General features: G+C 60.4%; 20 protein-coding genes and 1 pseudogene. 12 read left to right on the top strand and 9 right to left on the bottom strand.

Going from position 1 to position 25,172, the window contains the following annotated elements:
* Positions 1–26 precede the first annotated feature (26 nt).
* From R3E77_05420 to R3E77_05410, 3 genes are read left to right on the top strand one after another with little or no spacing between them, the layout of a single operon-like run.
* Positions 27–1,157, top strand: a complete 1,131-nt coding sequence (locus tag R3E77_05420; protein ID MEZ5498857.1) for an alanine racemase — start codon at positions 27–29, stop codon at positions 1,155–1,157.
* Between the two features lie 39 nt (positions 1,158–1,196).
* Positions 1,197–2,474 carry an FAD-binding oxidoreductase gene (locus R3E77_05415; GenBank protein MEZ5498856.1) on the top strand — a complete coding sequence of 426 codons (1,278 nt, stop codon included), beginning with the start codon at positions 1,197–1,199 and terminating at the stop codon, positions 2,472–2,474.
* A 13-nt stretch (positions 2,475–2,487) separates the two neighbouring features.
* Entirely contained in the window at positions 2,488–3,813 is a 1,326-nt protein-coding gene (locus R3E77_05410; GenBank protein ID MEZ5498855.1) for an FAD-binding oxidoreductase, read from the top strand.
* A gap of 2 nt (positions 3,814–3,815) precedes the next feature.
* On the opposite strand, the gene R3E77_05405 is transcribed toward R3E77_05410, so the two are convergent.
* A complete protein-coding gene (locus R3E77_05405; GenBank protein MEZ5498854.1) occupies positions 3,816–5,246 on the bottom strand; it encodes an aldehyde dehydrogenase family protein in 1,431 nt (476 codons plus the stop codon).
* A gap of 177 nt (positions 5,247–5,423) precedes the next feature.
* Here R3E77_05405 and R3E77_05400 point away from each other — a divergent pair, with 177 nt between their 5' ends.
* A complete protein-coding gene (locus R3E77_05400; protein ID MEZ5498853.1) occupies positions 5,424–6,587 on the top strand; it encodes a M20 aminoacylase family protein in 1,164 nt (387 codons plus the stop codon).
* 114 nt (positions 6,588–6,701) lie between these two features.
* Here R3E77_05400 and R3E77_05395 read toward each other — a convergent pair whose 3' ends face one another.
* The 4 genes from R3E77_05395 to R3E77_05380 all read right to left on the bottom strand — a co-directional run bounded on the left by R3E77_05395 (position 6,702) and on the right by R3E77_05380 (position 13,912).
* Complete coding sequence (locus tag R3E77_05395) at positions 6,702–8,300, bottom strand: hypothetical protein (protein MEZ5498852.1); 1,599 nt, start codon at positions 8,298–8,300, stop codon at positions 6,702–6,704.
* Entirely contained in the window at positions 8,186–9,436 is a 1,251-nt protein-coding gene (locus tag R3E77_05390) for a hypothetical protein (GenBank protein MEZ5498851.1), read from the bottom strand. The genes R3E77_05395 and R3E77_05390 overlap by 115 nt, the downstream gene beginning before the upstream one ends.
* Positions 9,437–9,982: 546 nt before the next feature.
* The gene (locus tag R3E77_05385) at positions 9,983–11,608 is read right to left on the bottom strand and encodes a SulP family inorganic anion transporter (GenBank protein MEZ5498850.1); all 1,626 of its coding nucleotides are present in this window, start codon (positions 11,606–11,608) and stop codon (positions 9,983–9,985) included.
* Between the two features lie 576 nt (positions 11,609–12,184).
* Complete coding sequence (locus R3E77_05380) at positions 12,185–13,912, bottom strand: aminotransferase class V-fold PLP-dependent enzyme (GenBank protein MEZ5498849.1); 1,728 nt, start codon at positions 13,910–13,912, stop codon at positions 12,185–12,187.
* A gap of 428 nt (positions 13,913–14,340) precedes the next feature.
* Between R3E77_05380 and R3E77_05375 the strand changes: the two genes are divergently transcribed.
* The 6 genes from R3E77_05375 to R3E77_05350 all read left to right on the top strand — a co-directional run bounded on the left by R3E77_05375 (position 14,341) and on the right by R3E77_05350 (position 19,373).
* Entirely contained in the window at positions 14,341–15,069 is a 729-nt protein-coding gene (locus tag R3E77_05375; GenBank protein MEZ5498848.1) for a hypothetical protein, read from the top strand.
* Between the two features lie 28 nt (positions 15,070–15,097).
* Complete coding sequence (locus tag R3E77_05370; GenBank protein MEZ5498847.1) at positions 15,098–16,663, top strand: carboxylesterase family protein; 1,566 nt, start codon at positions 15,098–15,100, stop codon at positions 16,661–16,663.
* 276 nt (positions 16,664–16,939) lie between these two features.
* Entirely contained in the window at positions 16,940–17,626 is a 687-nt protein-coding gene (locus R3E77_05365; GenBank protein MEZ5498846.1) for a DUF4198 domain-containing protein, read from the top strand.
* 31 nt (positions 17,627–17,657) lie between these two features.
* Positions 17,658–18,044 carry a hypothetical protein gene (locus R3E77_05360; GenBank protein ID MEZ5498845.1) on the top strand — a complete coding sequence of 129 codons (387 nt, stop codon included), beginning with the start codon at positions 17,658–17,660 and terminating at the stop codon, positions 18,042–18,044.
* 4 nt (positions 18,045–18,048) lie between these two features.
* Complete coding sequence (locus tag R3E77_05355) at positions 18,049–18,750, top strand: HupE/UreJ family protein (protein ID MEZ5498844.1); 702 nt, start codon at positions 18,049–18,051, stop codon at positions 18,748–18,750.
* Positions 18,747–19,373 (top strand): hypothetical protein, encoded by a 627-nt coding sequence (locus R3E77_05350; GenBank protein ID MEZ5498843.1) that lies wholly within the window; start codon positions 18,747–18,749, stop codon positions 19,371–19,373. The genes R3E77_05355 and R3E77_05350 overlap by 4 nt, the downstream gene beginning before the upstream one ends.
* Before the next feature lie 100 nt (positions 19,374–19,473).
* Here the strand turns inward: R3E77_05350 and R3E77_05345 are convergent, their stop codons facing one another.
* Positions 19,474–20,013 carry a hypothetical protein gene (locus R3E77_05345; GenBank protein MEZ5498842.1) on the bottom strand — a complete coding sequence of 180 codons (540 nt, stop codon included), beginning with the start codon at positions 20,011–20,013 and terminating at the stop codon, positions 19,474–19,476.
* A 114-nt stretch (positions 20,014–20,127) separates the two neighbouring features.
* On the opposite strand from R3E77_05345, the gene R3E77_05340 reads away from it, so the two are divergent.
* The gene (locus R3E77_05340) at positions 20,128–20,478 is read left to right on the top strand and encodes a helix-turn-helix domain-containing protein (protein MEZ5498841.1); all 351 of its coding nucleotides are present in this window, start codon (positions 20,128–20,130) and stop codon (positions 20,476–20,478) included.
* Positions 20,479–20,724: 246 nt separating this feature from the next.
* Here the strand turns inward: R3E77_05340 and R3E77_05335 are convergent, their stop codons facing one another.
* From R3E77_05335 to R3E77_05325, 3 genes and pseudogenes are all read right to left on the bottom strand, one after another.
* Positions 20,725–21,834, bottom strand: coding sequence for a class II histone deacetylase (locus R3E77_05335; GenBank protein MEZ5498840.1), 1,110 nt, complete (start codon positions 21,832–21,834; stop codon positions 20,725–20,727).
* A gap of 907 nt (positions 21,835–22,741) precedes the next feature.
* Complete coding sequence (locus R3E77_05330; protein MEZ5498839.1) at positions 22,742–23,449, bottom strand: hypothetical protein; 708 nt, start codon at positions 23,447–23,449, stop codon at positions 22,742–22,744.
* Positions 23,450–23,695: 246 nt separating this feature from the next.
* Positions 23,696–23,833 (bottom strand): annotated as a pseudogene (locus R3E77_05325) (transposase).
* Between the two features lie 254 nt (positions 23,834–24,087).
* Between R3E77_05325 and R3E77_05320 the strand changes: the two are divergent.
* Positions 24,088–25,149, top strand: a complete 1,062-nt coding sequence (locus tag R3E77_05320; GenBank protein MEZ5498838.1) for a hypothetical protein — start codon at positions 24,088–24,090, stop codon at positions 25,147–25,149.
* Positions 25,150–25,172 lie beyond the last annotated feature (23 nt).

Below are 25,172 nucleotides of genomic sequence, written 5' to 3'. Positions count from 1 at the left end.
GCTGCGGTCTGTCTTTGGTCTAGACAATGCTCGAGACCATCCAAACACCAGCTCTGGTGCTGGACGCGGACAAATTGGACCGCAATATCGGCAGGCTGGCGAATCGCCTGACGGCGCTAGGCGTCATTTTGCGTCCGCACGTCAAGACAGCCAAGTCAATCGATGTCACGCGGCGAATGTTTGCAGGTGAACAGGGTCCGATCACGGTCTCGACCATCAGGGAAGCGGAGTATTTCGCCGACTGTGGAATCACCGACATAACCTACGCGGTTGGCCTTGCTCCCGAAAAGCTCGGCCGAATTCGGTCGCTCGTGGCCCGCGGTCTGAATATTGGCGTGCTGATCGATACACTTGAACAGGCCCAGGCATTGGCTGCAGCGGCGCAGCACGGTCCCGCGATGCCAGCGGTATTGATCGAGATCGATTGCGACGGACATCGCGGCGGGGTAGTCCCGGACGATCCGCGCCTGCTGGCAATCGCGGAAGTCTTGCGCGCCGCCAACCTGGAGCTTCGCGGTGTACTGTGCCACGCGGGCGAGTCCTATCAGTGTCGCGATGAGCACGGACTGGTCGCTGCGGCGCAAGCCGAGCGTGCCGCCGCCGTACGCGCGGCCGAGCGCCTGCGCAACGCCGGCCACCCGGCACCAACGGTCAGTGTCGGCTCAACGCCTACCGCTCATTTTGCCCGTAACCTTGCCGGCGTTACCGAAGTGCGCGCGGGAGTGTATGTATTTTTCGATCTTGTCATGAATGGCATCGGCGTTTGCCGTATCGATGACATCGCGATTTCCGTACTGGCCACCGTGATTGGTCACCGGCCGGAAAAAGGCTGGCTCCTGATCGACGCAGGCTGGATGGCGCTATCGCGCGATCGCGGCACCGCCAATCATGCCGTGGACCAGGGCTACGGACTGGTCTGCGACCTCGACGGTCATCCGCTCGATGATCTGATCGTCGCGGATGCCAGCCAGGAACACGGCATCATCGCCGTGCGCGCCGACAGCGATGCGCGGCTGCCCGAACTGGTCATTGGAACGCGGCTGCGCATACTACCCAATCACGCCTGCGCGACCAGCGCACAGCACGAGCACTATCATGTAGTGCGCACTGGCAGTCGAAAGGTCATGGCGGTCTGGCCCCGGATGCGCGGTTGGTAATTTGGCGATAATGCCCATGACACTCGTTGACGCACTGACATGAAACTGGCTTCGTATTGGCTCGAAACAGCACCGCCCTTCACCATGGCGGCGGAGGGTTCGCCGTCGGGCGATGCAGATGTCGTCGTCATCGGCGCCGGTTTCACAGGCCTCTCGGCAGCGCTCGCGCTTGCGAAGAAAGGCGCGAAAGTGACCGTGCTCGAAGCCGATGTCGTCGTGGGCGCAGCCTCGGGTCGCAATGGCGGCATGTGCAACAACGGCTTTGCCCAGGATTTCTTCTCGATGTCTTCGCAATACGGGCTCGAGCGCGCGACGACGCTTTACCGGGCTTTTGACCGAGCGGTCGACAAAGTAGAAGCGATTGTCGCTGAAGAGGCCCTCGACTGCGATTTCAAGCGCGTCGGCAAACTCAAGCTGGCAGCCAAACCGGACCATTACGACAAACTGGTCCGTGCCCAGGCACTGTTGGCCCAGCACGCCGACCCGGACACTTACATGGTGCCGCGCTCCGACCTTCGCAGCGAGATTGGTTCGGATGCCTATTTCGGCGGCATGGTGTTCGGAAAAAGCGCTGGCATGCATATGGGTCGCTTCGGTCGCGGCCTGGCGCAGGCGGCTGCGCGCCGTGGCGCGCTCATCTATCAGCACTGCCCGCTCACCGGGCTGCGCAGGCTTTCCGGACAGGCTTACGAGGTGCGTACGGCCAATGGTTCGATACGCGCAAGGCAAGTGCTGCTTGCAACGGGCACATCCTCCGTAGGGCCACTGCGCTGGTTCCGCAGGCGCATGGTGCCCATAGGAGCATTCATCATCGCTACCGAGCCGCTACCGGTTGATTTGCTCGACCGGCTGACGCCGCGACGACGCATGACGACCGATACCCGCAATTTCGTCTGCTATTTTCGGGTGAGCCCGGACAATCGACTATTGTTCGGCGGACGCGCGAGGTTTGCCATGAGCAACCAGGTCTCCGATGCGAAAAGCGGGGTGATTCTGCGCGAGTCCATGATCCGCGTTTTTCCGGAATTGACCGATGCAAGAATTGACTACTGCTGGGGCGGCATGGTGGACATGACACGCGACCGCCTGCCGCGCGCTGGCGAGCGCAATGGCCTCTTCTATTCCATGGGGTATAGCGGCCACGGAACCCAGATGTCGACTTACATGGGCGCGATCATGGCTGATGTACTCGACGGCAAAGCCGATCTCAATCCATGGCGCGATTTCGACTGGCCGCCGATACCGGGCTACTTTGGCCGGCCGTGGTTCCTCCCATTGGTTGGAGCCTACTACCGCTATCAGGATCTGGTTCACTGAAAATCAGCCAGTCATGTCAGCACCTCTTCAGTCCATCGAATCGACCACGAAACTACCGGAATCCGCCGATGCTGTGATCATTGGCGGTGGCATCATCGGCGTGTTCACCGCCTATTACCTCTGTCAACGCGGCATGAAGGTGGTGCTACTGGAAAAGGGACGCATCGGAGCCGAGCAATCGAGCCGCAACTGGGGTTGGTGCCGCCAGCAGAACCGTGATGCTCGCGAACTGCCCATGGCGACCAGGAGCCTTGAGCTCTGGGAACAATTTGCACTCGAGAGCGGCGAGGAAACCGGCTTTCAGCGTTGCGGACTACTGTATCTCAGCGACGATGAACGCGAACTTGCGACCTGGTCGAACTGGTGCAAATTCGCACAGGGCATCGGCGTTACCACGCACATGTTGAGCTCGGTGCAAGCCAGCGAGCGCGGGCGATTCACGGGCAAGAGTTGGCGCGGTGGCGTACATGCGCCGACCGATGGGACGGCCGATCCATCCTGTGCCGCTCCCGCCGTGGCGCGCGCTGTCATGCGCCTGGGCGGCGTCGTTGTTCAGTGCTGCGCTGCGCGCGGTATCGAGACCGCCGGGGGCCGTGTCGCAGCGGTCGTCACCGAGCACGGGGTCATCAAGTCCAGTGTTGCGATTCTCGCAGCGGGAGCCTGGGCGTCGTCGTTCTGTCACCAAATGGGCGTTCGATTTCCGCAGGCTACGGTGCGACAGACGGCCATTGCCGTTGCGCCTGGCGCCGAAGGACTTCCGTCAGCGTTGCATACGAGCCTCGTGTCCATTACCCGCCGCCATGACGGCGGCTATACGCTGTCGATCAGCGGGCGTGGACGAGTGGATCCGACGCCGCAACTGCTGCGATTCAGCACGCAGTTCATGCCCATGTTCGCGAGGCGCTGGCGCAATCTCGCGCCGGGCGGCTTAGCTGGAATTCGTGCGGGTCACGAACGCTGGTCGCGCTGGCCAATCGACCGCGCGACACCCATGGAACACATGCGCATTCTGGATCCCGTGCCGGACCAGAGCGCGATCGACCTGACGCACGAACGCGCGCTGAAATTATTGCCGCCCTTGCACGGCCTGCCGGTGACCGCATCCTGGGCAGGCTATGTCGATACAACACCCGATGGCGTACCTGGTATCGGTGAACTGCCAAGACTTCGGGGATTCGTCCTGGCGGCGGGATTCAGCGGACATGGATTCGGAATTGCACCAGGCGCGGGACACCTGGTCGCGGACCTCGTCACCGGTCGCGAACCCTTCATCGACCCGCGTCCGCTGCATCCGGGCCGCCTGGACAAGTCCGCCTGGGGAAAAGTCGCCGATTTCTGAACTCAGCGGTAGCCGAGTATGGCCTTGGTCTCGAGATATTCTTCCAACCCGTGCACACCGAATTCGCGGCCATTGCCGGATTGTCGGTAGCCACCGAAGGGTGCGTAGGGGTCCCAGTCCGGATAGTTGATATGTACCTGCCCGGAGCGGATGCGCGCCGCGATGCGGCGTGCGCGCTCCAAATCTCCGGATTGCACTTGCGCGCCAAGGCCGTAGGTCGTCGAGTTCGCGATGCGCACGGCATCGTCCTCATCGCGATACGGCATGATGGAAAGTACGGGACCGAAGATTTCCTCGCGCGCAATTCGCATCTCGGTTGTCACATCGGAAAAGATCGTCGGCCGCGCGAAATAGCCCCGATCCATGTCTGGCGGATGCCCTGGGCCGCCGCAAAGAAGGCGAGCGCCCTCGTCAATACCGGCCGCAATCAATGCCTGAACGCGTCGGTATTGCGCCGCATTGGCGATGGGCCCGAGCGCGGTGGAAACAAGCGTCGGATCTCCAACGCGAATTCCGGCAGCAGCCGCGACGGCAAGCGCCTCGACTTCGGCCAGCCTCGCCGTCGGGACGAGCATGCGCGTCGGTGCACTGCATGATTGCCCAACATTACGAAACGCCGCGGCGACGCCTTTGGCAACTCCCGCACCAAAATCGGCGTCATCGAGAAACACATTGGGCGATTTGCCCCCAAGTTCCTGTACAACCCTCTTGATGGTGGGTGCGGCGGCCTGCGCCACCAGCGCACCAGCGCGGGTCGAACCCGTAATCGAAACCATGTCGACTTGCGGATGTGCCGCGAGCGCTGCGCCAACCGTATCGCCCGAACCGTTGACCAGGTTGAATACACCTGGCGGCGTACCGGCATCATGCAGCACCTGCGCGAAAAGATTTGCGGTCAATGGTGCGAGCTCGCTAGGCTTCAGCACCATCGTGCAACCCGCGGCGATGGCCGGTGCGACTTTCACGGTTACCTGGTAGAGCGGCCAGTTCCAGGGGGTGATCAAGCCGCATACACCTATCGGTTCGCGAACCACGGCAGTCGTGCCTTGATACCGCAGGAACTCGTACTGCCGTGCGACCTCAGCAGCCACCCGGATGTGTTCGACACCAAAGTGCAACTGGGCTGTGCGCGCGTAGCTGATCGCAACACCCATTTCCGCGACCATGGTATTGACGAACAACTCGGCGCGTTGATTGATGAGTGCAAAAACACGATCGAGCAACCGGGCGCGCTCTTCAACGGGTGACTGCGAATAGGTCGCGAAGGCGCGCGCGGCGGCGGCCACCGCCTGGCCAACATCCGCGGCGCTGCCAAGCGCCACCTCGGCTATGACCTGCTCGGTCGCAGGATTGACAATCGGTGCGCGCTCGGCCGTACTGGCCGGCTGCCACTTGCCATCTATATAGAAGTGATCCTCATGCGCGACTGTCATCGATCATCGCCCCATTTCGCACGGCAATTGCCTACTGCAACACAGACACGACACCCATTTTCCCCATTCCGGGACTTCGCGATCTGTACCAATGCCGATTCTCGAGGTCGAATCAGCATAGAATGCCAGTAACACGCCCGCCTGCTGCAGGCTGGTAAAGCACCGGGAGCCCATGGGATGAACACTGCGCTCATAACGAGCATGACGGCACTGGCTGAGGACATGCGCCGCGTCAGACGCGACCTACATCGTCACCCTGAGCTTGCCTATGAAGAGCGCCGCACCGCAGGCGTGGTCGCCGAACGCTTGCGCTCCTGGGGCATCGAAGTGCACGAGCGTATCGGTGGTACCGGACTGGTCGGCGTAATTACGGCGGGTAGCGCCACGCGTGCGATCGGATTGCGCGCGGACATGGACGCCCTGCCCATCCAGGAGGCCACAGGCGCCAGCTATTCGAGCGTGCATCCGGGCGTCATGCATGCCTGCGGACACGACGGCCATACGGCGATGTTGTTGGGTGCAGCCCGTTATCTTGCGGATACGCGCCGCTTCAATGGTCGCGTAAATCTGATTTTTCAGCCGGCGGAGGAAGGCAAAGCCGGTGCGCAGGCGATGATCGATGATGGTCTCTTCGAGCGATTTCCGTGCGCAGAGGTGTACGCCTTGCACAATTGGCCCGCGCTACCTGCAGGAACGGTCGCAACCCGAGCCGGCCCGATCATGGCAGCCGCCGACCGCTTCGACATCCAGATTACGGGCACCGGCGGGCATGCCGCGCTACCGCACCTGGCTACGGACACGATTCTCTGCGCGGCACAGATCGTGACCGGCGCGCACACCCTGGTTGCGCGGCGCATCGACCCGAGTGCACCAGCGGTGCTGTCGATCACCCGCATTCAAGGCGGCAATTCACACAATGTACTGCCCTCGAAGGTTGAAATCACCGGCACCGTACGCAGCTTCGATCCGCAAGTACAGGACACGCTCGAAGCTGCGCTGCGTGAGCTGGTGGCGGCGGCGACGAAAGCCTCGGGTTGCACGGCGGTCGTGGACTATGTCCGCTACTACCCGCCCGTGATCAATGATCCGCAATGCGCCGAGCATGTACTCGAGGCTGGCCGCGCACTCTTCGGCCAAGCTCTGCGCGCGGACGCACCGGCAGCCACTTCCGAAGATTTTGCGTTCATGCTGCGCAAGGTACCAGGCGCCTATGTCTGGCTCGGCCAGGGCTCCGCATCGCACCGTGCCTCGTTACACGACCCTGAATTCGATTTTAATGATGACGTCCTGGTCGCCGGGGCATCCTTGCTGGCAACGCTGGCCGAGAGACGCCTGTCATGAAGGTGCAACAGGCGTGTCGATTGAACGACCGCCAGCGCGAGCGCGATGACAAGAGCGGAGCGAAGGCGACCAAGCCAAGGCGCAGGTCCGAGCCGACGATCACCAGCAGTCAAATCAGGGAAATGACACCCCCGGCGGTCCGGTGAAAACCACGCGGTTGAGACGCACGGTGATGAATTCGGAATTACTGGGCGTGATGACGCATTTGAGTTTGAGATACCAAGGCTGCAACATGACGGCGTAGTTAAGATCCGAACCGACGTCGAAGGTCACATCATCGGGAGTTGACAAGGGCCGGTCCCACCCTTCGAGAACGAATTCGCTCTCTCTTACGTCCGCGTTGTCTACCGACGCCAGGACGTGCTTACCGCGCGAGAAATCAAATTTCACTGGTGCACCTGCCGTGCCTCCGTAGCCTCCAATACCGCAATATCGCCGCGGCTCCATCATGGTTACATTGGTCGGAGAGTCATTTGGCCCTTCGGTTCGAACGAAGTCGAGCTCGGCAAGGACAAATCCATCGGGCAATCGTTTCGCTGCTGAAGTGAAATCACATTCTGTTCCGAGCGGGCCGCTGCGAATTTTGAACGCTATGTCGTTCGACGATTGAACTATACCAACAGCGTGCGTCCCATTGAATCCGAGCGAATTTCCTCCACAGGTACCTATGTGACCTGCGGCAAGGGAAAAACTGAACAGGTTTCGTAGCTCCCAGGTGTCCTCGAACACGTATCGCTGGCGCGGCGCAAATCCAAATGGTGGCACCGAAACCGTGACCGGAGCTCCAAAATCCGCGGACCCTGGAAAGCGAACGGAAAGTGTTGCAGTCAGGCCGCTGCAGGTGTCTATCGCGCTACGAAAACTGGCTGTCCTCGCGAAGGTTACGCTACCGCCCTGTACCGATTGGGCCGGATAAACAATACGTGGATTCTCGCTGTAGTTGCAGGCGCTTCCAACCTTCTCAAGGCGTGCGACAGATGCCGCGCCGAGTCCGAGCACCGTCAGTCGAAATTGCGACGTCTGATTGGCTGTTCGATTGAAACTGACCGGCGCCACGCGTGGTGCATAGGGGTGAACCGGTATTTCCATCGTGGCGGACTTTCCGAGGGCATCAGTGGCGATAATCATTGCACTGATTGCCGTCGGCACGGTTTTCGCAGGCGTTCGACCAATGAAACGTATCACCCTGGTCTGAACGCCTGCCGACTGCGGATTGATCCGCGCCTCGAGAAGCTGCCCCGCAGCCTGCGCTTGTGACTGCGTAACCTGGATGCCGGTGTTGGCCGTGACGAATTGGAAAAGAGATGCATTGGCACCTGCGATGGAAAATCGTATCGGTGCCGTTCCCCCAGTGGTCACGACCTGGAAATCGCTCGCCGGTAAGGAGCCGTTGGGTGCGACCAAGACGGGCACGAAGTGCGTCGTTGTCGCGGCGAATTCGAGCTCGGGTATTGCTGGGGCGGGTACACCGAGGAGCGGCTTGCGCTGGAGCGGCAACGTCTCACCTGCATGTCCAGGGTGTCCGACAAATAATGCCGCGGCGACAGTGAACTTCAGGAGCGGCGGAACTTTGAATTTCATGAACGAACTACTCACAATTACTTGAAAGCGTTTTGCCAGGTTTGCCCGGGCGGCCCGACTAATTCCACGCGGGCAAGCCGGGCTTCGTACAAGTAACCGTTGCGCGCGGGATCCGCTTCGTTGACCCTGCACCAGGCGTCGAACGTGACCGGAATAAGAAAGCGCTCGTCGCTGAGTGAAGTCACGAGCTGATGACTTGGTTGCTGTTGGCCGTATTCCTGCGCACCGCAGACCGGTGAACGTGTAAATTGCCAGACCACGTCCGCCACAAGCCAGCCGTCGCGCACCTCGAGCGCTGGTGTCGTGGTGAAGGTGCACTGTTCGGCCAGAAGACCGTTTCGCAGCTGAAATGTCAGATCCCCGCCTTCCAATACGACACCCGTCGGGAAAGTTCCGGCGCTACCGATCGACGCAAGTTGACATGGCACCAAACCCTTGCTTGCGCCGGCCTGCAGTCGTTTTCCAGATGCTGTCGTGTACCTGAGCAGATCCGATGTATTGTCGATCGTGTAGCTTGCCAGGGCCGGCAGCCTCACTGAGCCAGCGTTCATTGATGCGCGACGCGTCGGAAAGGATGACCTTCCGCCGTACGGGAAGAGTACGATCGGGCACGTGCGCCCCGCGTAGGGTCGGCGAAAAGTAACGTCAAAAGTAAGCCGGGAGGGTGTAACCACCACGTCATATCCCGGTTCTGGTTCGTCCCCCGCACAAGCAGCGAAATCGAGCAGACGACCGATGAATTGCTCGCGCGCCAGATCGGGATCGAAATCAAGCATATCAATTTCGATTCGCGTCGCGGGCTCGCCGCGATAGTCGCTCAAAATGTGGACGACGGGATCGCCAATGATTCGCCAGCTCTTGACACGCGGTCGCTTCAGTACTTTCAGCGCATCGATCATCACTGCGCTGCGACCAGTGGTACCGTGACGACCGACAACAGATTCTCCGCTGGTTACATAGTCAGCGGGTACCTGCAAATCGACCCAATAGACGTTTTCGTGGCCAGGCGTACCACTGTCAGGCCATCCGGACTGGCCAACCACACGCAATGGAACCTTGGAGACTGCGAACCAGGCGCTCAGCTCGCGGGGCACGAAAGTCCCGAAAACCCGGATACGATCTCCCTGAATCGCGAATTTCCCGGGCATCCAGGATTCGACAACAGGAGGCGGACGCGCTGACAGCCCTGAAGCGGCAGCAGGTTGCTTGGTTGGACCAACAACTTGCGGAGAAACCGCGGTCGACGGTGCGCCCTGCGCCAGCAACACACGCCCATGCAATCCCACGAGCAAGCAAAGGAACATGCCAGCGAAACGTCGCCAGCGGTGACTCGGGAGTCTCTCCGGCTGCATCGAATTCCCAGGCAAAACGCGCACACGGCGCGACGTCGAATACTCAACGATTCGGCCACGGGTAGTGGTTTAAATTGCCTTGACGCGCTGAGTGCGCCAGCACCTGCGCAGCCCGCGACCAGATTGACTGCACGATCGCACCGCAGGTCAGTACGTGGCGAAGGCATGCACGAAGTACTGCGCCGCAGTCTCGATTACGATGCGCAAATCGAGCACTACGAGTCCTGCGGCTTCCGCTGATCAGCCTTTGCGCAATTCCGAGAGTCGTCTCCATGGTTTTCGTCGAATCGATGTCAGCGCTTGGCGCACTTACCGAGCCGCAGGATCTCAATGACATGGTGTATCGGGCACTCGATCGGAATCGCCACGTGCATCTCGGCTGGGATGGCTGCGTTGAACCACGGCGGACATTCGAGAAACTTTGCAGCGTTGCGAGCTTGTACGGCAAGAGCCGCTTCCGCTCTAGTTGGCCGCCGCCAATGCAAAGTCGAGCGCTTCGGCACGCGCGCCAAATCGTGGCGCATCTGCCAGGACCCCCGCTCCGAGTCGGTCGATGACAGCCGCGACGCGCGGGCGCAAACCGCAAAGCGCGACGCGCTGACCGCTTTGGGCCGCCTGCGCAATAATGCTCTCGATCGCGAGCGCAGCGCTTGCATCGAGAAGCGGTACGTCCGTCATGTCGACGATCAGAACACGCACCTGCATGGCATTGGAGATGCGGCGCATCATTTCGGTGGCAGCGCCAAAACTCATCGGGCCCGCCAAGTGCAGCAACTGGATGCGCCCGGCGCCCTCGGCGAGCTGCGCAGCTTCGGCGTCCGTCAGTATTCCGCCTTCCTGAGGTGCATTCGTCAGTGCCCGGATCGCACCGGCTTGCACATCGGCCAGCTCCTTGATGAACAACAGACTCGCCATGACAAGACCAACGGCCACAGCAGTGATGACATCGATGACCACCGTGAGGACGAGGACCACCAACATGCAGGCGGTCGCGCTGCGTGGCAGGCGCGGCATTCGTCGCAGGAAAGGCCAGTCGATCACATCGATCCCGACCTTGAGGAGAATGCCAGCGAGGACGGCATGCGGCACGTGCGCGACCAGCGGCGCAAGGCCAAGTACCAACAGCAGCAATACCAGGGCATGGGTCATTCCGGCGAGCGCCGTCCGTCCACCGGAGCGAATATTGACCAACGTGCGGATGGTCGCGCCGGCACCGGGCAGGCCGCCTCCGAGTCCCGCTAGAAAATTGCCGATACCCTGGCCGACCAGCTCACGATCGGAGTCGTGAAAGGTTCGCGTGGCATTGTCTGCTACCAATGATGTCAGCAAGCTGTCAATCGAGCCTAGAATCGCTAGCACCGCAGCCGACAGCACGACGTCGCGCAATTGCGCGAACGGCACTACTGGAATGTGCAAGCTGGGCAGTGCGCTCGGTATGGCGCCAAGTTGTGGTGCATCGTGAAAGTAAAAGAGCCCAAGCAGTGTTCCGACCAATAGAGCGAGCAAAGTCGCCGGTACGATGCGCCCGATGGACTTCGGCAGAAACATCGAGACGATGAACGCAACGGTGCCGACAATGACCGCAGACCCGACAGGATGGCGCAGGTCATCGCCAAGGTGTGCAAGCGCCGCGACCGCATTTCGCGATACAGCGTGTCCGAGCAAGGGCTCGAGCTGCATGCAGATGATGATCACCCCAATGCCACTCATGAAGCCGGAGGTCACAGGGTAGGGAACCAGGTTGATCAATCGGCCGAATCGGAGCATGCCTAGCAGGACTTGCAGCAGCCCTGCCAACATCACCACGGTGAAAGCCGCCGCGGGTTGGTCATGGAACTGCACGAATATGGCTGCGCTCACGACTGTCATCGGTCCCGTCGGCCCGGAAATCTGCGTGGGCGTACCACCGAACAGAGCGGCGAAGAATCCAACGAATATGGCTCCGTAGAGACCCGCCACCGGGCCAGCCCCGGCCGCGACGCCAAAGGCGAGCGCAAGCGGCAACGCGACGACTGCGGCAGTAACGCCGCCGAAAAGGTCGCCACGCCAGTGCGTCAGGTCAAAATTGGGAACAAGGAATGCAGGCATGCTGGCACCAATTTTGGAATCCCCAAGAAAATATTGAACAGGACGCTGGTTTCGTATAATTCCATCTGACAGCTCTTTTCGCTTGGCCGATTCGCTTACGTTTCCAAGTCAAGACTGAAGAGCCGAAGTCCACGAGCTCTACCCTGATTGCGGCGAACAGAACTCGCCGCAAATTGGCGGCGTCAATGTATCGAATCACGGACCCCGCCATTGTGAGTCCGCTGAACCCGGAAATCCAAATCATCCATGCAATGAGTCGGCTGCAACTGGTCGCAGCAATAGCCTTGCGAAATAGGGAAGCGAGATCTTTGTGGAGCCCATCGAGAACAAGATTCGATTTCCGGCCGGCCTGCCAGGGTTCGAACCAACGCAAGTGCGTTATTCGTATGCGCCCGATTCACACTCAACTCGGGGTTAAATTCCAAATCTGTACCCACTGCGTCGTTAACGCGATGCGACAGTCGGGGTATCGGTGGCGCGACGCCGAGCTCGGGCGAAGCGGTTAGTCCGTCGCTTTCCCACACTATATATCGCCTCGAGATAACAGACAGCCATTGCAAGGTTCGAAAAGTTGTGTCAGCTGACGGAGCGTCTATCCAGCACGAAGAACTGCAATTCTCCCAATTCACCCTCAAAACGCTTCTCGTGACCGGCAGGGTCGCCCAGGTGCTCCGCTTGCGCATGCGCTTCCTGCAGATAGGAACAGTACAGGCGCTTGCGTCGGTCTGCCGACATCGCCGTTTTCTGGACTGTCGGTGTATTCAGAGCCTGCTCCAAAGACAACGAATCGAAGTTTGAGCACTCGTTCTTGTGTGTCCAAGCGCCGGTGTGCAGGTCGAAATTGTAGAGAGGCAGAAATTTGTAGCCATGGCGACCGAGAAAGCAGACCGCATCAATGACATAGTCCGCGTCCACTTCGTCCATGGTGAAATGGAAACCCACCCTGCACCAGCCTGGCTTCAGCCCGCTATGACCGGCGCCGACGCACTCGCGGTAGCGCTGGGATCGCTCGAGGTCAATGTCCAGCAGTCGATGACCGTAGGGACCTGCGCAGGAGCAACCAGCGCGCGATTGAATACCGAACAGGTCATTCAACAGTGCCGTCACGAACTTTGGATGCAGGTAACGTCCGCGCGGGTCCCGTGCGTTGAACGAGACAATACCAATACGACGCGCGGGATCGGGATTGCCGAGAATCTCGAGATGTGGCTCCGCCGCCCAATGCTTCATGGCGCGCGCAAGCAATTCGTGCTCACGTCCTGCGATGCGCTCTGTGCCGAGCGCGTCCTTGACCTGAAATGCAAGCGCCGCTTTGATGGTTTGCATGACGCCCGGCGTCCCGGCCTTTTCCCGCTCTTCGATGTCGCGGATGAAATCCTGGTCATCAGGCCCGACATAATCAACGGTACCCCCTGCCGCGACCGTCGGTGGCAGGTCGACGGGGTAAATCCGGCGGTTGAACACGAGGATCCCGCTCGACCCCGGCCCGCCCAGAAACTTGTGCGGTGAAATGAAGATTGCATCGAGCGAAGCGTCGCCCTCGCCCGTATTCGGCGGATTCATGTCGATCGGCACGTACGGCGCGCAGGCGGCGAAGTCGAAGCACGCGATTGCGTCGTGTCGATGCAGCAATCGAGCGATGTCGTGAACCGGTGTCCGCATGCCGCTGACATTTGACGCCGCCGAGAACGAGCCGATTCGGGGACGACCCAAATACTCGGGCGCTTTCAAAAGACTCTCGAGATGCGCAAGATCCACGCCACCATCCGCGGCCAGATCCACTTCGACCACTGTCGCGATTCCCTGGCGCCAGGAGATCTCGTTCGAGTGATGTTCGTATGGCCCGACGAAGACCACAGGCGACTGGTTACGCAGGTGATCATCGAAACATCGGCAACCCTCCTCGTCGAGGCACTCATCGAGCATATCGCGTATGCGCTGGTGGGTCGCCGGCGGGCAGGCGATACCAAGAATCTGCTGCGCCTTGTCGATCGCGCCGGAAGCGCCGGTTCCGACCGCAACGATTCGGCCGTCCGGGCCCGCATTGACAGATTGCTTGATGACCGCTTCCGCCTCGTGCAGCAGACGGGTCATGTTCCGACCTGTGACGTCATCCTCGGTATGCGTATTGGCATAGTTTCGCTGCACGCCGAGCAGGTAATTCTCGATGAAATGAAGGCAACGACCGGACGCGGTGTAATCGCAATAGACCATCGTCCGTTCGCCGAAGGGCGTATGGAAGGTAGAGTCAGCGCCAACGACTTGGTCTCTGAGGAATTCGAAGCTCAGGTTGGTCGGGAGCACGGCAGGCGGAATCTCTCACATCGGGCCATCACACCACGGCGGTAAATGCGCCCACTTGGAATATTACCTTCTTATTCCAGCAATTGGTTGCCAGATCAATAGTTTGAGCGAGCGCACAGACTGCCGCGCCTTCTCAAACGCGTCGCCACCCGTATGTCGGTGCATTGAACGTACGTGATCGTCCGAGGGGTCGAGCTTTCGATTTCCGTTTCCTCTGCGAAGCTTGCACCATCGGAGTATGATGAGGAGAAAGTTTCTGCTTGAGAGACCGAGCTCTGTTCCAGTGAGCGCATCGGCGGTGCTCTCATTGACGACGTCGTGCTGGTCTGCGAACGCGGTACCGCCATGTGCCGCGAACCGGTGCGCCTAGGCGCGGCCAAGACCCTTCCCAGCACCAGTCACCAATACAACGCGACCCTCGAAGTTCTGTGCCATTCGATGTATTCCTCACGTCACGTCCGATACGCCCAGAAAAGCAGCTCGACATTATCGCCAAGCGATTCCACGTATGCGGGAGACCTATCCGGCACGGGCCCGCCTGCTGGCAGGACGTGCTGCGCAGGCACGGTATCTGGTACCTTTTGGCCGCGACCATGCTGATCTTCGGTTTTTCAATTGAGTCCCCCCAACGTTGTCCGCGACGCCTCGGAAATCGCAATTGGAGAGTGACCCAAATGACAATCCGTTCAGCCAGCCTGGCGGTCTGTTGCCTGTGTATTGCCTCGGGCACCTGGGCGGTTGACGCTGAAGCACCAATCGACCCGGCGCCAGTCAAATCTCCGGAGCAACAGTTCAAGGACCACCCGACGCGTCTCGCCGACCTGCCGCCAGGCTGGTCGACGAATAATCCGATTCGGCTGCAGGTTTGCTTCAACTTGAAATATGCACCCAATTCGCACGAGGCCAACCAATTCCTGCTGACCTGGTACCGCCGCATCAGCGAGATGCCCTATGTCGTGGACCTTCGAATGGAACGGCTGGTGTATCCCGCCCAATTCACTTATTGCGCCAACATGATGTTCAAAAACTGGGCGCACAATCGGGCATACGAAACGAGCGATGTTTTCCTCAAGTATTACTACGAAGTGTGGAAGCCAGCGGTAACCGAGATGGCCGAACAAATGACCATACTTGATATCGCAACCACGCCGCGTTAGCTCGGTGCTAATGCACAAACGGGCGACATTGAGCCGGCATTACGCGAGCAAGCTGCATCCACTGGTACTGGCAATCGGCGGGTGGTTGTTGGCCGGCATCGCGCTTGCGAAAGATCCGATCGTCACTGTCGACACCGGGGCGCTTCGCGGCAGGACATCCGGTGGAATCGACATCTACAGGGCTGTGCCGTTCGCCCTGCCGCCAGTCGGCGACCTGCGTTGGCGTGCTCCGCAGCTACCACGCGCCTGGAATGGCATTCGCGATGCCCGCGAACTCGGTCCGAGATGCCCGCAGGTGAACGACCCCTCCACCTACGCACCGGGCGCCAGGTCGGAGGATTGCCTCTACCTCAATATCTGGGTGCCGAGCAGCGCCGCGAAGCTGCCCGTGATGATCTGGATCCATGGCGGCGGCTACACCAGTGGATCAGGCACGATGAAACTCTACGACGGCAAGATGCTCGCAAAACGCGGCGTCATACTGATCACCGTCAATTACCGTCTCGGCCGACTCGGTTTTTTCGCGCATCCGGCGCTCAAGGCCGACCGGGATGCGAACTATCCCGATGAACCAATGGGGCTGTATGGGATACTCGATCTGATCGCTGCGCTCAAATGGGTACAGCGAAACATTGGCGCGTTCGGCGGTGATTCCGCCAATGTCACGATTTTCGGCGAGTCCGCGGGCGGCGGCGCTGTCACGCAACTGATGGTCTCACCGCTTGCAAAGGATCTGTTTGCGCGCGCCATCAGCCAGTCTGGTGCCACCGGCACATCGCTCGACACATATATGGAGACTTCGCTGCCGCGACGGCCGTCGGCGATGGTACTGGCGAAGGCATTCCTTGGCGCTGAGGGCATTCCCGAAACGATTGACGCCAAGGGGCTGCGCGCGTTGCCGGTGGACAAGCTACTCGACACAAAGCTGCTGCTCAGACACGGGGTCACCTTCGTCGACGGCATCGTCATTCCGGACTCGATTGCGAAGATGTTCGCCGAAGGCCGCCAGCACCCTGTGCCGTTTCTGTTGGGCGCCAACAGTCATGAGGGGTTCGGCGTCCGTGCCGAGCCGAATGCCATGTCGCAGATCGCGCCCGATGTCTCCCGCGATCAACTCAGGATCCTGTATGGCGAGAAATCCGAGACTGGATACGCACAGCAATGGTACGGCGACAGTCGTTTTCTGGCTGCTGCAAAGTACCTCGCCGCCAACATGTCGCGGGCAGGCAGCGGTGTCGGCGCACCCGCCTTTCTCTATTACATGTCATATCGGACCGAGGCTGCGCGGGATTTCTACTCCGGTGTTCGTCACGCCGACGAGCTGCCCTATGTCTTCGAGGCCTTGGCGCAGTTCGAGACTGGGGCGGTTGCTGCGGACTACCGAGTGAGCCGACAGATCGCGACGTACTGGACGAATTTCGCAAAGACCGGAGATCCCAATGGCACCGGCCTGCCCCGCTGGGACGCCTATCGCACCGGGGACGACAACTGGTTTGAATTCGGCGAAGCGGGTAGCGGAATGAAGCCCGGAATACTTGCGGAACGACTCGACTTTCACATCACGCGATTCAAGCGCATCGCGGACATCCCCTGAACGGAATGACAGCGGGTGCCGAGCAACTCCCAAGGCTCACATGAATCGACCCGGTGCGGGGTGAACGCAGCGCAGCCGGCAACGTCGAAGATTCTGCCGTCTGGGCCGAGAGAATCAGCAGTTCGCGACGTTGCTTGTTGGTAAATCAGTACGATCTTCGGGGCACGTATAATAGCCTTACATTCAAGTCGCCACTCTCGCGGAGCATTACATATGGTATATCGTCGACAGGTCGCAACTCGTATGGCGCTCGCTGCGTTGGCCACTATCAGCCTCATGGCTGTCGACGCGAACGCGCATGGCATCTGGTTCTCGCAGCGCGCCACACAACTGGCACTGATCTACGGCGTCGGCGCCGATGACCTCGATTCGGTCAAGCGCTTGCCGCTCGTCGAGCGCATCGACGGCTACGATGAGGCTGGTGAACCGGTACCGACCGAACTGCGCGTGGCCGGCCCGCTGCTGCTGGTCAACAGCGAATCTCCGGTCAGCGTCGTCGCGGCCGTGTTGTTCAACGGCATCTGGAGCAAACGCCCGGACGGCGAGTGGCTCAAGAAGGGCCGTGATGAAGTCCCGGATGCCACCGTCTCGGAAAAGAACTACAAGTACGCCGTCTCGATTTCCGGGCCGCTGCTGAAGCCGCTCGGACCCCTGCCGGGCCAGACGCTGCAGATCCTGCCTGTCGGCGAGATCCCCGCGCTCTACGACAGTCCGCTGACCGTTCGCGTGCTGTACCAGGGCAAACCGGTTGCCGGGGCGCAGGTGCTTCGCGACTACGTGACCGACCCCGACGCGACGCCTCTAGAGACCGGCGCCGACGGCACAGCGACGTTTCGTGTCCGCAACCAGGGTCAGAACGTCATCACGGCCATCTACAAGTCGGAACCGGATGATCGCAGCAAGGTCGACCACCTCGAGCATCTCGCTACCCTGACGATCACACTGCCGCATGCTCCGGAGTGAGCACGAAGTTGGCCCCGGAGACACGCATACCATGAGAAACGCAAATCGCTTCATCATGCTCATGGCCCTGTGCCTGGCACTCGCCTCGCCGTCACTGTCTCTCGCACACGGCAACCACAAGGCGATGCACGGAGGCCTCGTCAAGTCCATGGGCGAGACGATCGTAGAACTGGTTGTCGAGGCTGACGGCGCGCGCATATACCTGCGCGACGAGGCCGAAGGCACACCACTCAGCGGCTCAGGCGGAAAACTCATTGCGCGCCACGAAGACACGCGGTCCGAATCGGATCTGGTGCCGGACGGCAACGGCGCCCTCACGGCCAAGGGCGTGAAGCTCGTGACCGGCACACGCGTCAGCGTCCAGGTGATCCTCGCCGACGGTCAGACACGCGTCGCTGCCAACTTCGCTATTCCTTGACAGGATGAAGTCGGCGCGCTGGCAGTCCAACCTCTGCTGGCTGGTGCTCGCGAGCAGCGCACCCGCGGCGCTGGCGCACGGCGTCTCGGGTTCAGACGCGTCCTTCGTCGCCGAGAGCGCGAGCGCGCAGGTGGCACCATTCATCTACCTGGGCGCCAAGCACATGGTCACCGGTTACGACCATCTTCTGTTCATCCTTGGCGTCATTTTTTTCCTCTACCGCATGCGCGACGTGGCCCTTTACGTCACGCTGTTCTCCATTGGCCATTCGATTACCCTGCTAGCCGGAGTGTTTGGCCAAGTGCGCGCGAGCCCCTGGCTGGTCGATGCCGTGATTGGGCTGTCGGTCGCGTACAAGGCATTCGACAACCTCGGTGGTTTCCGCACCGTATTCGGTGTGCAGCCTGACGCCCGCCTCGCGGTGCTCGGCTTCGGCCTCGTGCATGGCTTCGGCCTCGCCACCAAACTGCTCGCATTGAAACCTGCCGGCGAGGGGTTGGTCGCCAACATGGTGTCGTTCAATGTCGGCGTGGAGCTCGGCCAGCTCTGCGCACTGGCGGTGATCGTGTTGGTCATGGCACGTTGGCGGCGCTCACCGGGTTTCAAACGCCACGCTTTTGCCGCCAATGTTGTACTAATGGGTGCGGGCTTTCTGCTGACGCAGTACCAGCTTGCGGGCTACTTCCTGTCGCGGAGCGCAGTATGAACCAGGGGTTGGTCGTATCCGGTCGCCGGCTGGGTCGCGCGACTGCAATTGCGTTGCTCGCTGCCACGCTGATTTTCGTGACCACGGTGTTGCCCGCTGAGTTCGGCCGCGACCCGACTGGCTTTGGCCGATTGACCGGACTTACAAAGCTGTCGCTGAGCGCGCCGGTCCAGCCGTCGGCGATCCCGAACGATAACACCGCGATGGCGGTTCCCCTCGGCGGGGCCGCACCGCTGCAGGAACAGGCCGCAGCGCCGCGCAGCGAGGAATTCGTGATCCCGCTCGATTTTGCCGACGAGCTGGAATTCAAGGTGCGAATGAAAGCGGGCGCGACCCTGCTCTATTCGCTGCAGATCGAAGGGGCACGCTCGCCCATCGACGCCTACACTGACTTCCACGGCGACGTACCTGGCGCCGAGCCCGAGCAGGTGATTGAATACCGTCAGGCAACCGGCCTGACATCGAACGGCGCACTGCGCGCTCCGATGGACGGAGTACACGGCTGGTTCCTGCAGAACCGCGGTGACGACCCGATCACCGTGCGCTTGCGGCTTACGGGATTCTACGACCTGATTCCGGCCGGCGAATACGGCAACGAGCGCGGCATAGAGCCGAGCCGGTAGATTCGCGACCCGGTTCGCGACCGCACCTGATAAATCGCGCGCCACACCAATCGGGCAATTCGGAAGACCAACTCTCCAGATGGTCAGCCCTGGCGACAACTCACTTGCCGGCGCCTGACTCGATCGCACCACTGCGCCTGGTATCAATCGCAATCCAGTTATCGACCCATGTCTGGCCGCCGTCGTCCGAGTAGGATTGAACAAACCGGGCCGTGTTCGCCGTGATGTCCGAGATTACGAACCGCACGAGCACCGCACGACCATTGACCTGGTCGCAACCGAAGAAAACGCCCCGCCCGTTCTCAAAGCTGCCGCTCACCGGCGGCGTTAACTTGCCATCTGCAATACTGGCGAAATGAAGGGTCCATTGCTGCGACGCAGGATCGTAGAGGCGCAAGGAGACCCCCTCGATCGGCCGTTGGTCGTTTGCCACAGCAAGATCAACCACATTGGCACGATGGTTAGCCAAAGCGACCACTTTCGACGTTCCGGTGAATTCGATCCATTCCGCTGCCCGGGACAGCGGCGCGCGTACTCGAACCCGTGTGGACCATTCGCCAATTTCCCATTCGAAGTCACGTGCACCGTCATGGCTGGCTTGCGCTACGGTCTTTACAAGGGAGCACGCAAGAAGGAGCAAACACAGGAGCGGTCGCGAAGGCCAGGTGCCAGGGGTCATCTTGAGAAATCCATCCTGAATATCTCATGATGTCTCTCAAGGCAGCCGACGCGCAACGCACCTCGAGGTAACCTGATGAATATCTCACACGTCAAGATCCCCGGACAGCCAGTACCGTTGGACTGCCCGATGCGTGCAGCGCTTTCGGCGATCGGCGGCAAGTGGTCATTGATCTTGCTGCACTGGCTCTATGAGAGACCGCGCCGCTTTGGCGAACTTCAGCGCCTTGTTCCGGACATTTCGCACAAAGTGCTGACCGAGGCGCTACGCAACCTCGAACAGGAAGGGCTGATCGCGCGCGAAATCCACGAAAAACCGGTCGTCTATGCGATCTCAGCCCACGGCCGCAGCGTGCGCCATCTGATCGATGCCATCCATGACTGGGGGCAGCGCCATCTGGAGCAACGGCGCGGGGATTTGGTCTAGGGCGCGCGAAAACGTCTCACCGCCCGCGACAGACGAACCTGTCGGAAGGTATCTCGCCAAGTTCTGTCGCATTCTTAGTCGCTCCTGGCCAGATGGCATCCCGCGTTCCACTGCCGCCACGAGAATTTGCACTGATTCCAGTTCGAGCGATAGCGCTGTAACCGACAGATTACGCAGCGCACGTGCGCTGAGGATCCCGTATCGCAGGCAACATGCCACGCGCCGGGCAATCTGCATTGTTGGTCGTCAAACGACCAGCAGGCGCCTCAGGTCATCGACGAACTGCGACTGGAATGCCTGCACCTTCGGGCTGGGCTGCCAGCTACTGAAGAATTCCAGCTCGGGATCTTCCACTTCGGTTTTCACACCCGATAATTGTTCGATGATTCGATGCCCGCAAAACGGAACATAGGCTTCTGAATAGCCGCCTTCGTGAACGACGGCCAATCGGCCTTTGCATAGTTTGTCGGCCGAAGTCATCATGATCCGGGTCATCGCGCGATAGCTTTCGCTGGTCAACAACTGGCGTGCAAGCGGATCGACAGCGCTCGCATCGAGCCCGCTGGCGACAATGATCAGCTCCGGCTTGAAGGCCTCGAGACGCGCAACGACTATTTTTTCCATCGCCTCGATGTAGGTCTGGTGTCCACTTCCAGCCGGCAAGGGAATATTGCAATTGAATCCGGTTCCCGCACCAGTGCCGACATCCTGCTCGCCTGTATAACCAGGCGGAAAGCAGTTTTCCTGGTGAATCGAGATTGTCAGGACATCCGAGCGATCGTAAAAGATGCTCTGTGTACCGTTACCGTGATGGACATCCCAATCAACCACTGCGACGCGCTTCAAGCCACGCTTGGCAATGGCGTGTTCGATTGCAATCGGGATGTTGGCCAGCAGGCAAAAACCCATCGGCTCGTTGGGCAGGCAGTGATGCCCGGCCGGACGACAAAGGGCATAGGCATTGCGCGACGCGCCCGACATGACATCATCGACTGCCTGCAGTGCGAGGCCAGCCGAGAGAGCCGCGATTTCATAGCCGCCGACACTGAAAGGCGCAAATGTACCCAGTTCGCCGCCGCCGGCGTCGCTCGCCTTCTTGAAGGCGTCAAGATAGGCCTTGCCGTGCACGCGCAACAAGTCTTCAGTTGTAGCAGGCACCGCTTCGGGCCGCCGCAACTGCTTTGACAGTCCGGACGTATCCATGAGATTGACGAGACGGCGCTTGCTGTCCGAAGTGTCCGCCCCGCCGCCGTTGTTTGGCGGCTGCACCCAGCGTGAGAGGGGAAAGAACAACGCGTGGACACCCACCGAATGCCAGAAGGTTTCCTCAGCCGAGTGAAAACTAGTCTTGGTCATGCTCCAACCTCTAAAATGAGTTACCAGCGAATGAAAGCCGGATCAGCCAGCGCCGGTCGTTTCCCTCTGGGCGGTTCGATTGTCGGTGGCTCGGCCGAGCGCGGACAGACTGCCTCTGCATGGGCGCAAAGTCTGCCTTTGATCCACGGTACCTTTCCAGCTACTCAAAATGATAATACGGCTCCGGCCACGAACTCAACGCACCAGGCTGGCCAGCCGCTCTTCCGCCAAGCCGCCGATTTGAGCCCTCTCATGTTGGCTTCTTCAGATGGTCCGCTCTATTACTGCAATTGTGCCCGATCTCCGGTGTCGATGAGTAATCGACCATGCGGCAATCGACCATATACTTGTGACCTAGCGCCGGATCGTAATCGCTCCACTCCTTGTAGCCGAACCCGAAGAACGGAATCACACGCGAATCAGCCAAAGCACAAGTCTTCTGTTCTTCGTTACGCGCCGACTTGCCGACTGCCAGACATCCGACGCCCGCGCAGCAATCGATGCGCAGGCTGGCTTCTTTGTTTGGATCGGTAGAAGCATCGGCGAATTGGATTCCGGCGGCATGTGAACAGATGACATCCGTTGTCCATGCTTACATCCGGTCGCAATTCGGCGCAACGAGCTTTTCGGCAAACGCAGGTCTTGCGTTGATCAGCAAGACTGTCAATAGCAACAGATCACCGACGGTGACTCGATTGGGCACTGGGAAGGCAGGACACTGGTCATCGACACAATCGGTTTCAATACCGTTCGGGCCGTGCGGGGCCTGCCGGACATCGCGTAGAAGTGCATCGTCGAGCGCATCGCGGCGGCCGAACTGGCGCAACCGCGAGAACTTCTGCGTTGAAAATAATGGTGATGCGCCCGATCCCTCGATCGTCCGCTTGCATGGAGGCAGGTTGTCCTGCTAGTTCTGGCAGCCGGTGGCGGGATCGAAGGCCCTGCCATGTTCGCGCTGGTACTGTTGCGCGTAATTCTCGTAGGTCTTCCGGAGCTGCTGCGCCTCCGATTCGAATCGGATGCGCGCCGACTCGGGAACGCCCGGCCTGAAGCTGCCGGAATAGTTTGGATTCGAATCCAGCGACTTCCTGGCGTCGCATGCGCGCGAGCGTCGGGCAGCCTCGAACTGATCTGCGGTGCCTGCCGCCCACTCCTTGTCGCGAGCAGCAATCAGCGTCGCCTGCTCGGCCTCATGCCGCTGCCTGTCCTGCGCGGCATGCGTCAGGCGCACGCGCCCGCCATCGCACTTTGAAGTGTCGAACGTGTGTCCTGTCAGATTCTGATATTCGGCCTGGCTTTCAGCCAATGCCCTCCGGGCGTTCTCCACCTGACCCGCTTGCGCCGCCCGGATGTTGCTGTCGAGTACCCGCTGCGCGGTCGCCCGCCTGGCCGGGTCGTTAATTGCCCCTGGTGCAGCCTGGCCTATTGGCACGGATTTTCCTTGATCCTGCTCGGCTGCGGCCATCGTGCCCTTGAGGAATTGGTTCCGTCCGCAAACCAGCTGCTCCGCATTGTCCAGGTCGCTGGAACTCGGCGCGGCCGTGACCGGTGTAGCCATGTGGACGGACACGAGGTACAGCCCGGCGGCCACGAATGATGCAACCCGGTTACGCATCGGGATTCCCCTGTTGAAACCCGTGTGAATCTTGACATGTACAGGTCACTCTGCGGCGGAAGGGACTTCACAGTTCAGTCAAGCACGCCGGGAGGTGGCGGGCGTAGTCACGCTCGCAGGCGGGGCGCGAGTTCCGCGTCATCGGACGGCAAATCGCCCAGGATTCCTTTCGCAAGTCCAACATCCTCGGCAGCAGCGAGCGGGACCGAGGACATGCCGGAACACCAGCTGGCCACCGCCAACGGTCAGGTAAGCCCCATCCAGAAACAGTATGTGGCAGTGCACGTTGTCGTCCAGCGCCGAGCCGAAGCCTTGCACCAGCGTCACCGCGTCCGTCGCAGCACTGGAACACGTGAGGCCGGCCTTGCGCAGCAGATGGATTGACGCTGTACCCCTTGCGTCGCGACAATTATCGGCAACGCGGTGTCGAGCTGCAAACGTCATGTCGTTAATATTTCATTCATGCGCCCAAACGGCGGTCGCTGCGTTAGCCAGTCTGCTGGCCTTCGCTTCCTGTATTGATGCGATGGCCGCCAGCCTTACCATGAAGTCAATCGGCTCGAGCACGATGTGCGCGGTGCCGTCGCGGTACGGGCGTTTGCTACTATTACCCAAGTGTTTCGCACAGGGGCACATCAATGGCGGCTAACCGGACTGTTTCCCTATCGTTGATTGGCTTGCTGCTAACTCCGGCCTTCACAAATGCGTCGGAGGCCTCGATCTGCGCAAGTGCAGTGCAGGGTCAGGTGCCCTGGAACTATTCGGGCAACGTGCGCTGGCAAGAACAAAACATAGAGCGCCTCTGTGCCGGCGCGAAGGATTCTACGGAGCCTGCCCGCTGTTTCAAGACGGTCATGCACGCGGGCGTCAAGCACGCGCAAGGCGATCGCTGGCGTTGGCAAGACGCGCTCGAGCTATGTGCCGGCACGCTGGATCACCAAGCATCGATCGATTGCTTCGAGAAGAGAATTGCCGCCGGACTCGACAACACTGCGGCGCGCAGCGCTTGTCTGTGGAACCAGCCGGCGCCGCCGCTGAGTCAGGTGGCACCGGCTGAGCTACAACCGCAGTCAATGCAGCGCCCAGTCGATGATCGTGCCATGACCAATTCCAGGGCGGTTCCGCAATCGCGGGCATCCGATGTCATGCAGGCCGAGATCGTCCTGCCCACGATCGTTTCGCGACTCATGTTCCGTTTTATTACGGGCGAAGATGACGCGCGCCAAAGCAGCATTGTCTACGTCGCGGTCATCGGCAAGAACGGCGAGTTCCTCACTGGCCACAGGAGTCAGTCAGGCGAATTGGGTGGGCCTGGGAAATACGGCGTGCGAACTGATTCGGCGTGGGAGCGAGCCAAGGAGGGAGGGTATCCGGACACCCAGGTGCGGGAGTACGCCACTTGGAGCAAGGGCGAATGGTCTGACGTAACGATCAATCTGCGACGACCCGTCCCAATCGATGAAATCCGCGAAGTCATGATCCACCTGCAGCAAAACCTTTGTCTGGGCTGCACGTCGGATAACTGGGACATGAAATCGGTGGCCGTTTATGCGGAAGTTGATGGGAAGGTCCAAAGTTCCGCGCTGTTCCGGACTCCAGGCGCCCGCCCCTATCAATTTTCCGAGTCCTGGCCCATCTTGCTACTACGCCGGGCCGAGGGTAATGAAGCATCGGTGACTGAGTGGCGCGAGAACCGGTAAGAGCGATTAGCCATTTTGAACGG

This window comes from Steroidobacteraceae bacterium (assembly GCA_041395505.1).
Lineage (GTDB): Bacteria > Pseudomonadota > Gammaproteobacteria > Steroidobacterales > Steroidobacteraceae > JAWLAG01.
The sequence above is the reverse complement of the archived record's forward strand: the minus strand, read 5'-3'. Positions and strand labels throughout refer to the sequence as shown.

What these genes read in the sequence shown, in the direction of transcription:
- R3E77_05420 (MEZ5498857.1), top strand. Translation starts at nt 27, where the DNA reads ATGCTCGAGACCATCCAAACACCAGCTCTGGTGCTGGACGCGGACAAA.
- R3E77_05415 (MEZ5498856.1), top strand. Translation starts at nt 1,197, where the DNA reads ATGAAACTGGCTTCGTATTGGCTCGAAACAGCACCGCCCTTCACCATG.
- R3E77_05410 (MEZ5498855.1), top strand. Translation starts at nt 2,488, where the DNA reads ATGTCAGCACCTCTTCAGTCCATCGAATCGACCACGAAACTACCGGAA.
- R3E77_05405 (MEZ5498854.1), bottom strand. Translation starts at nt 5,246, where the DNA reads ATGACAGTCGCGCATGAGGATCACTTCTATATAGATGGCAAGTGGCAG.
- R3E77_05400 (MEZ5498853.1), top strand. Translation starts at nt 5,424, where the DNA reads ATGAACACTGCGCTCATAACGAGCATGACGGCACTGGCTGAGGACATG.
- R3E77_05385 (MEZ5498850.1), bottom strand. Translation starts at nt 11,608, where the DNA reads ATGCCTGCATTCCTTGTTCCCAATTTTGACCTGACGCACTGGCGTGGC.
- R3E77_05365 (MEZ5498846.1), top strand. Translation starts at nt 16,940, where the DNA reads ATGGCTGTCGACGCGAACGCGCATGGCATCTGGTTCTCGCAGCGCGCC.
- R3E77_05360 (MEZ5498845.1), top strand. Translation starts at nt 17,658, where the DNA reads ATGAGAAACGCAAATCGCTTCATCATGCTCATGGCCCTGTGCCTGGCA.
- R3E77_05355 (MEZ5498844.1), top strand. Translation starts at nt 18,049, where the DNA reads ATGAAGTCGGCGCGCTGGCAGTCCAACCTCTGCTGGCTGGTGCTCGCG.
- R3E77_05350 (MEZ5498843.1), top strand. Translation starts at nt 18,747, where the DNA reads ATGAACCAGGGGTTGGTCGTATCCGGTCGCCGGCTGGGTCGCGCGACT.
- R3E77_05340 (MEZ5498841.1), top strand. Translation starts at nt 20,128, where the DNA reads ATGAATATCTCACACGTCAAGATCCCCGGACAGCCAGTACCGTTGGAC.
- R3E77_05335 (MEZ5498840.1), bottom strand. Translation starts at nt 21,834, where the DNA reads ATGACCAAGACTAGTTTTCACTCGGCTGAGGAAACCTTCTGGCATTCG.
- R3E77_05330 (MEZ5498839.1), bottom strand. Translation starts at nt 23,449, where the DNA reads ATGCGTAACCGGGTTGCATCATTCGTGGCCGCCGGGCTGTACCTCGTG.
- R3E77_05320 (MEZ5498838.1), top strand. Translation starts at nt 24,088, where the DNA reads ATGGCGGCTAACCGGACTGTTTCCCTATCGTTGATTGGCTTGCTGCTA.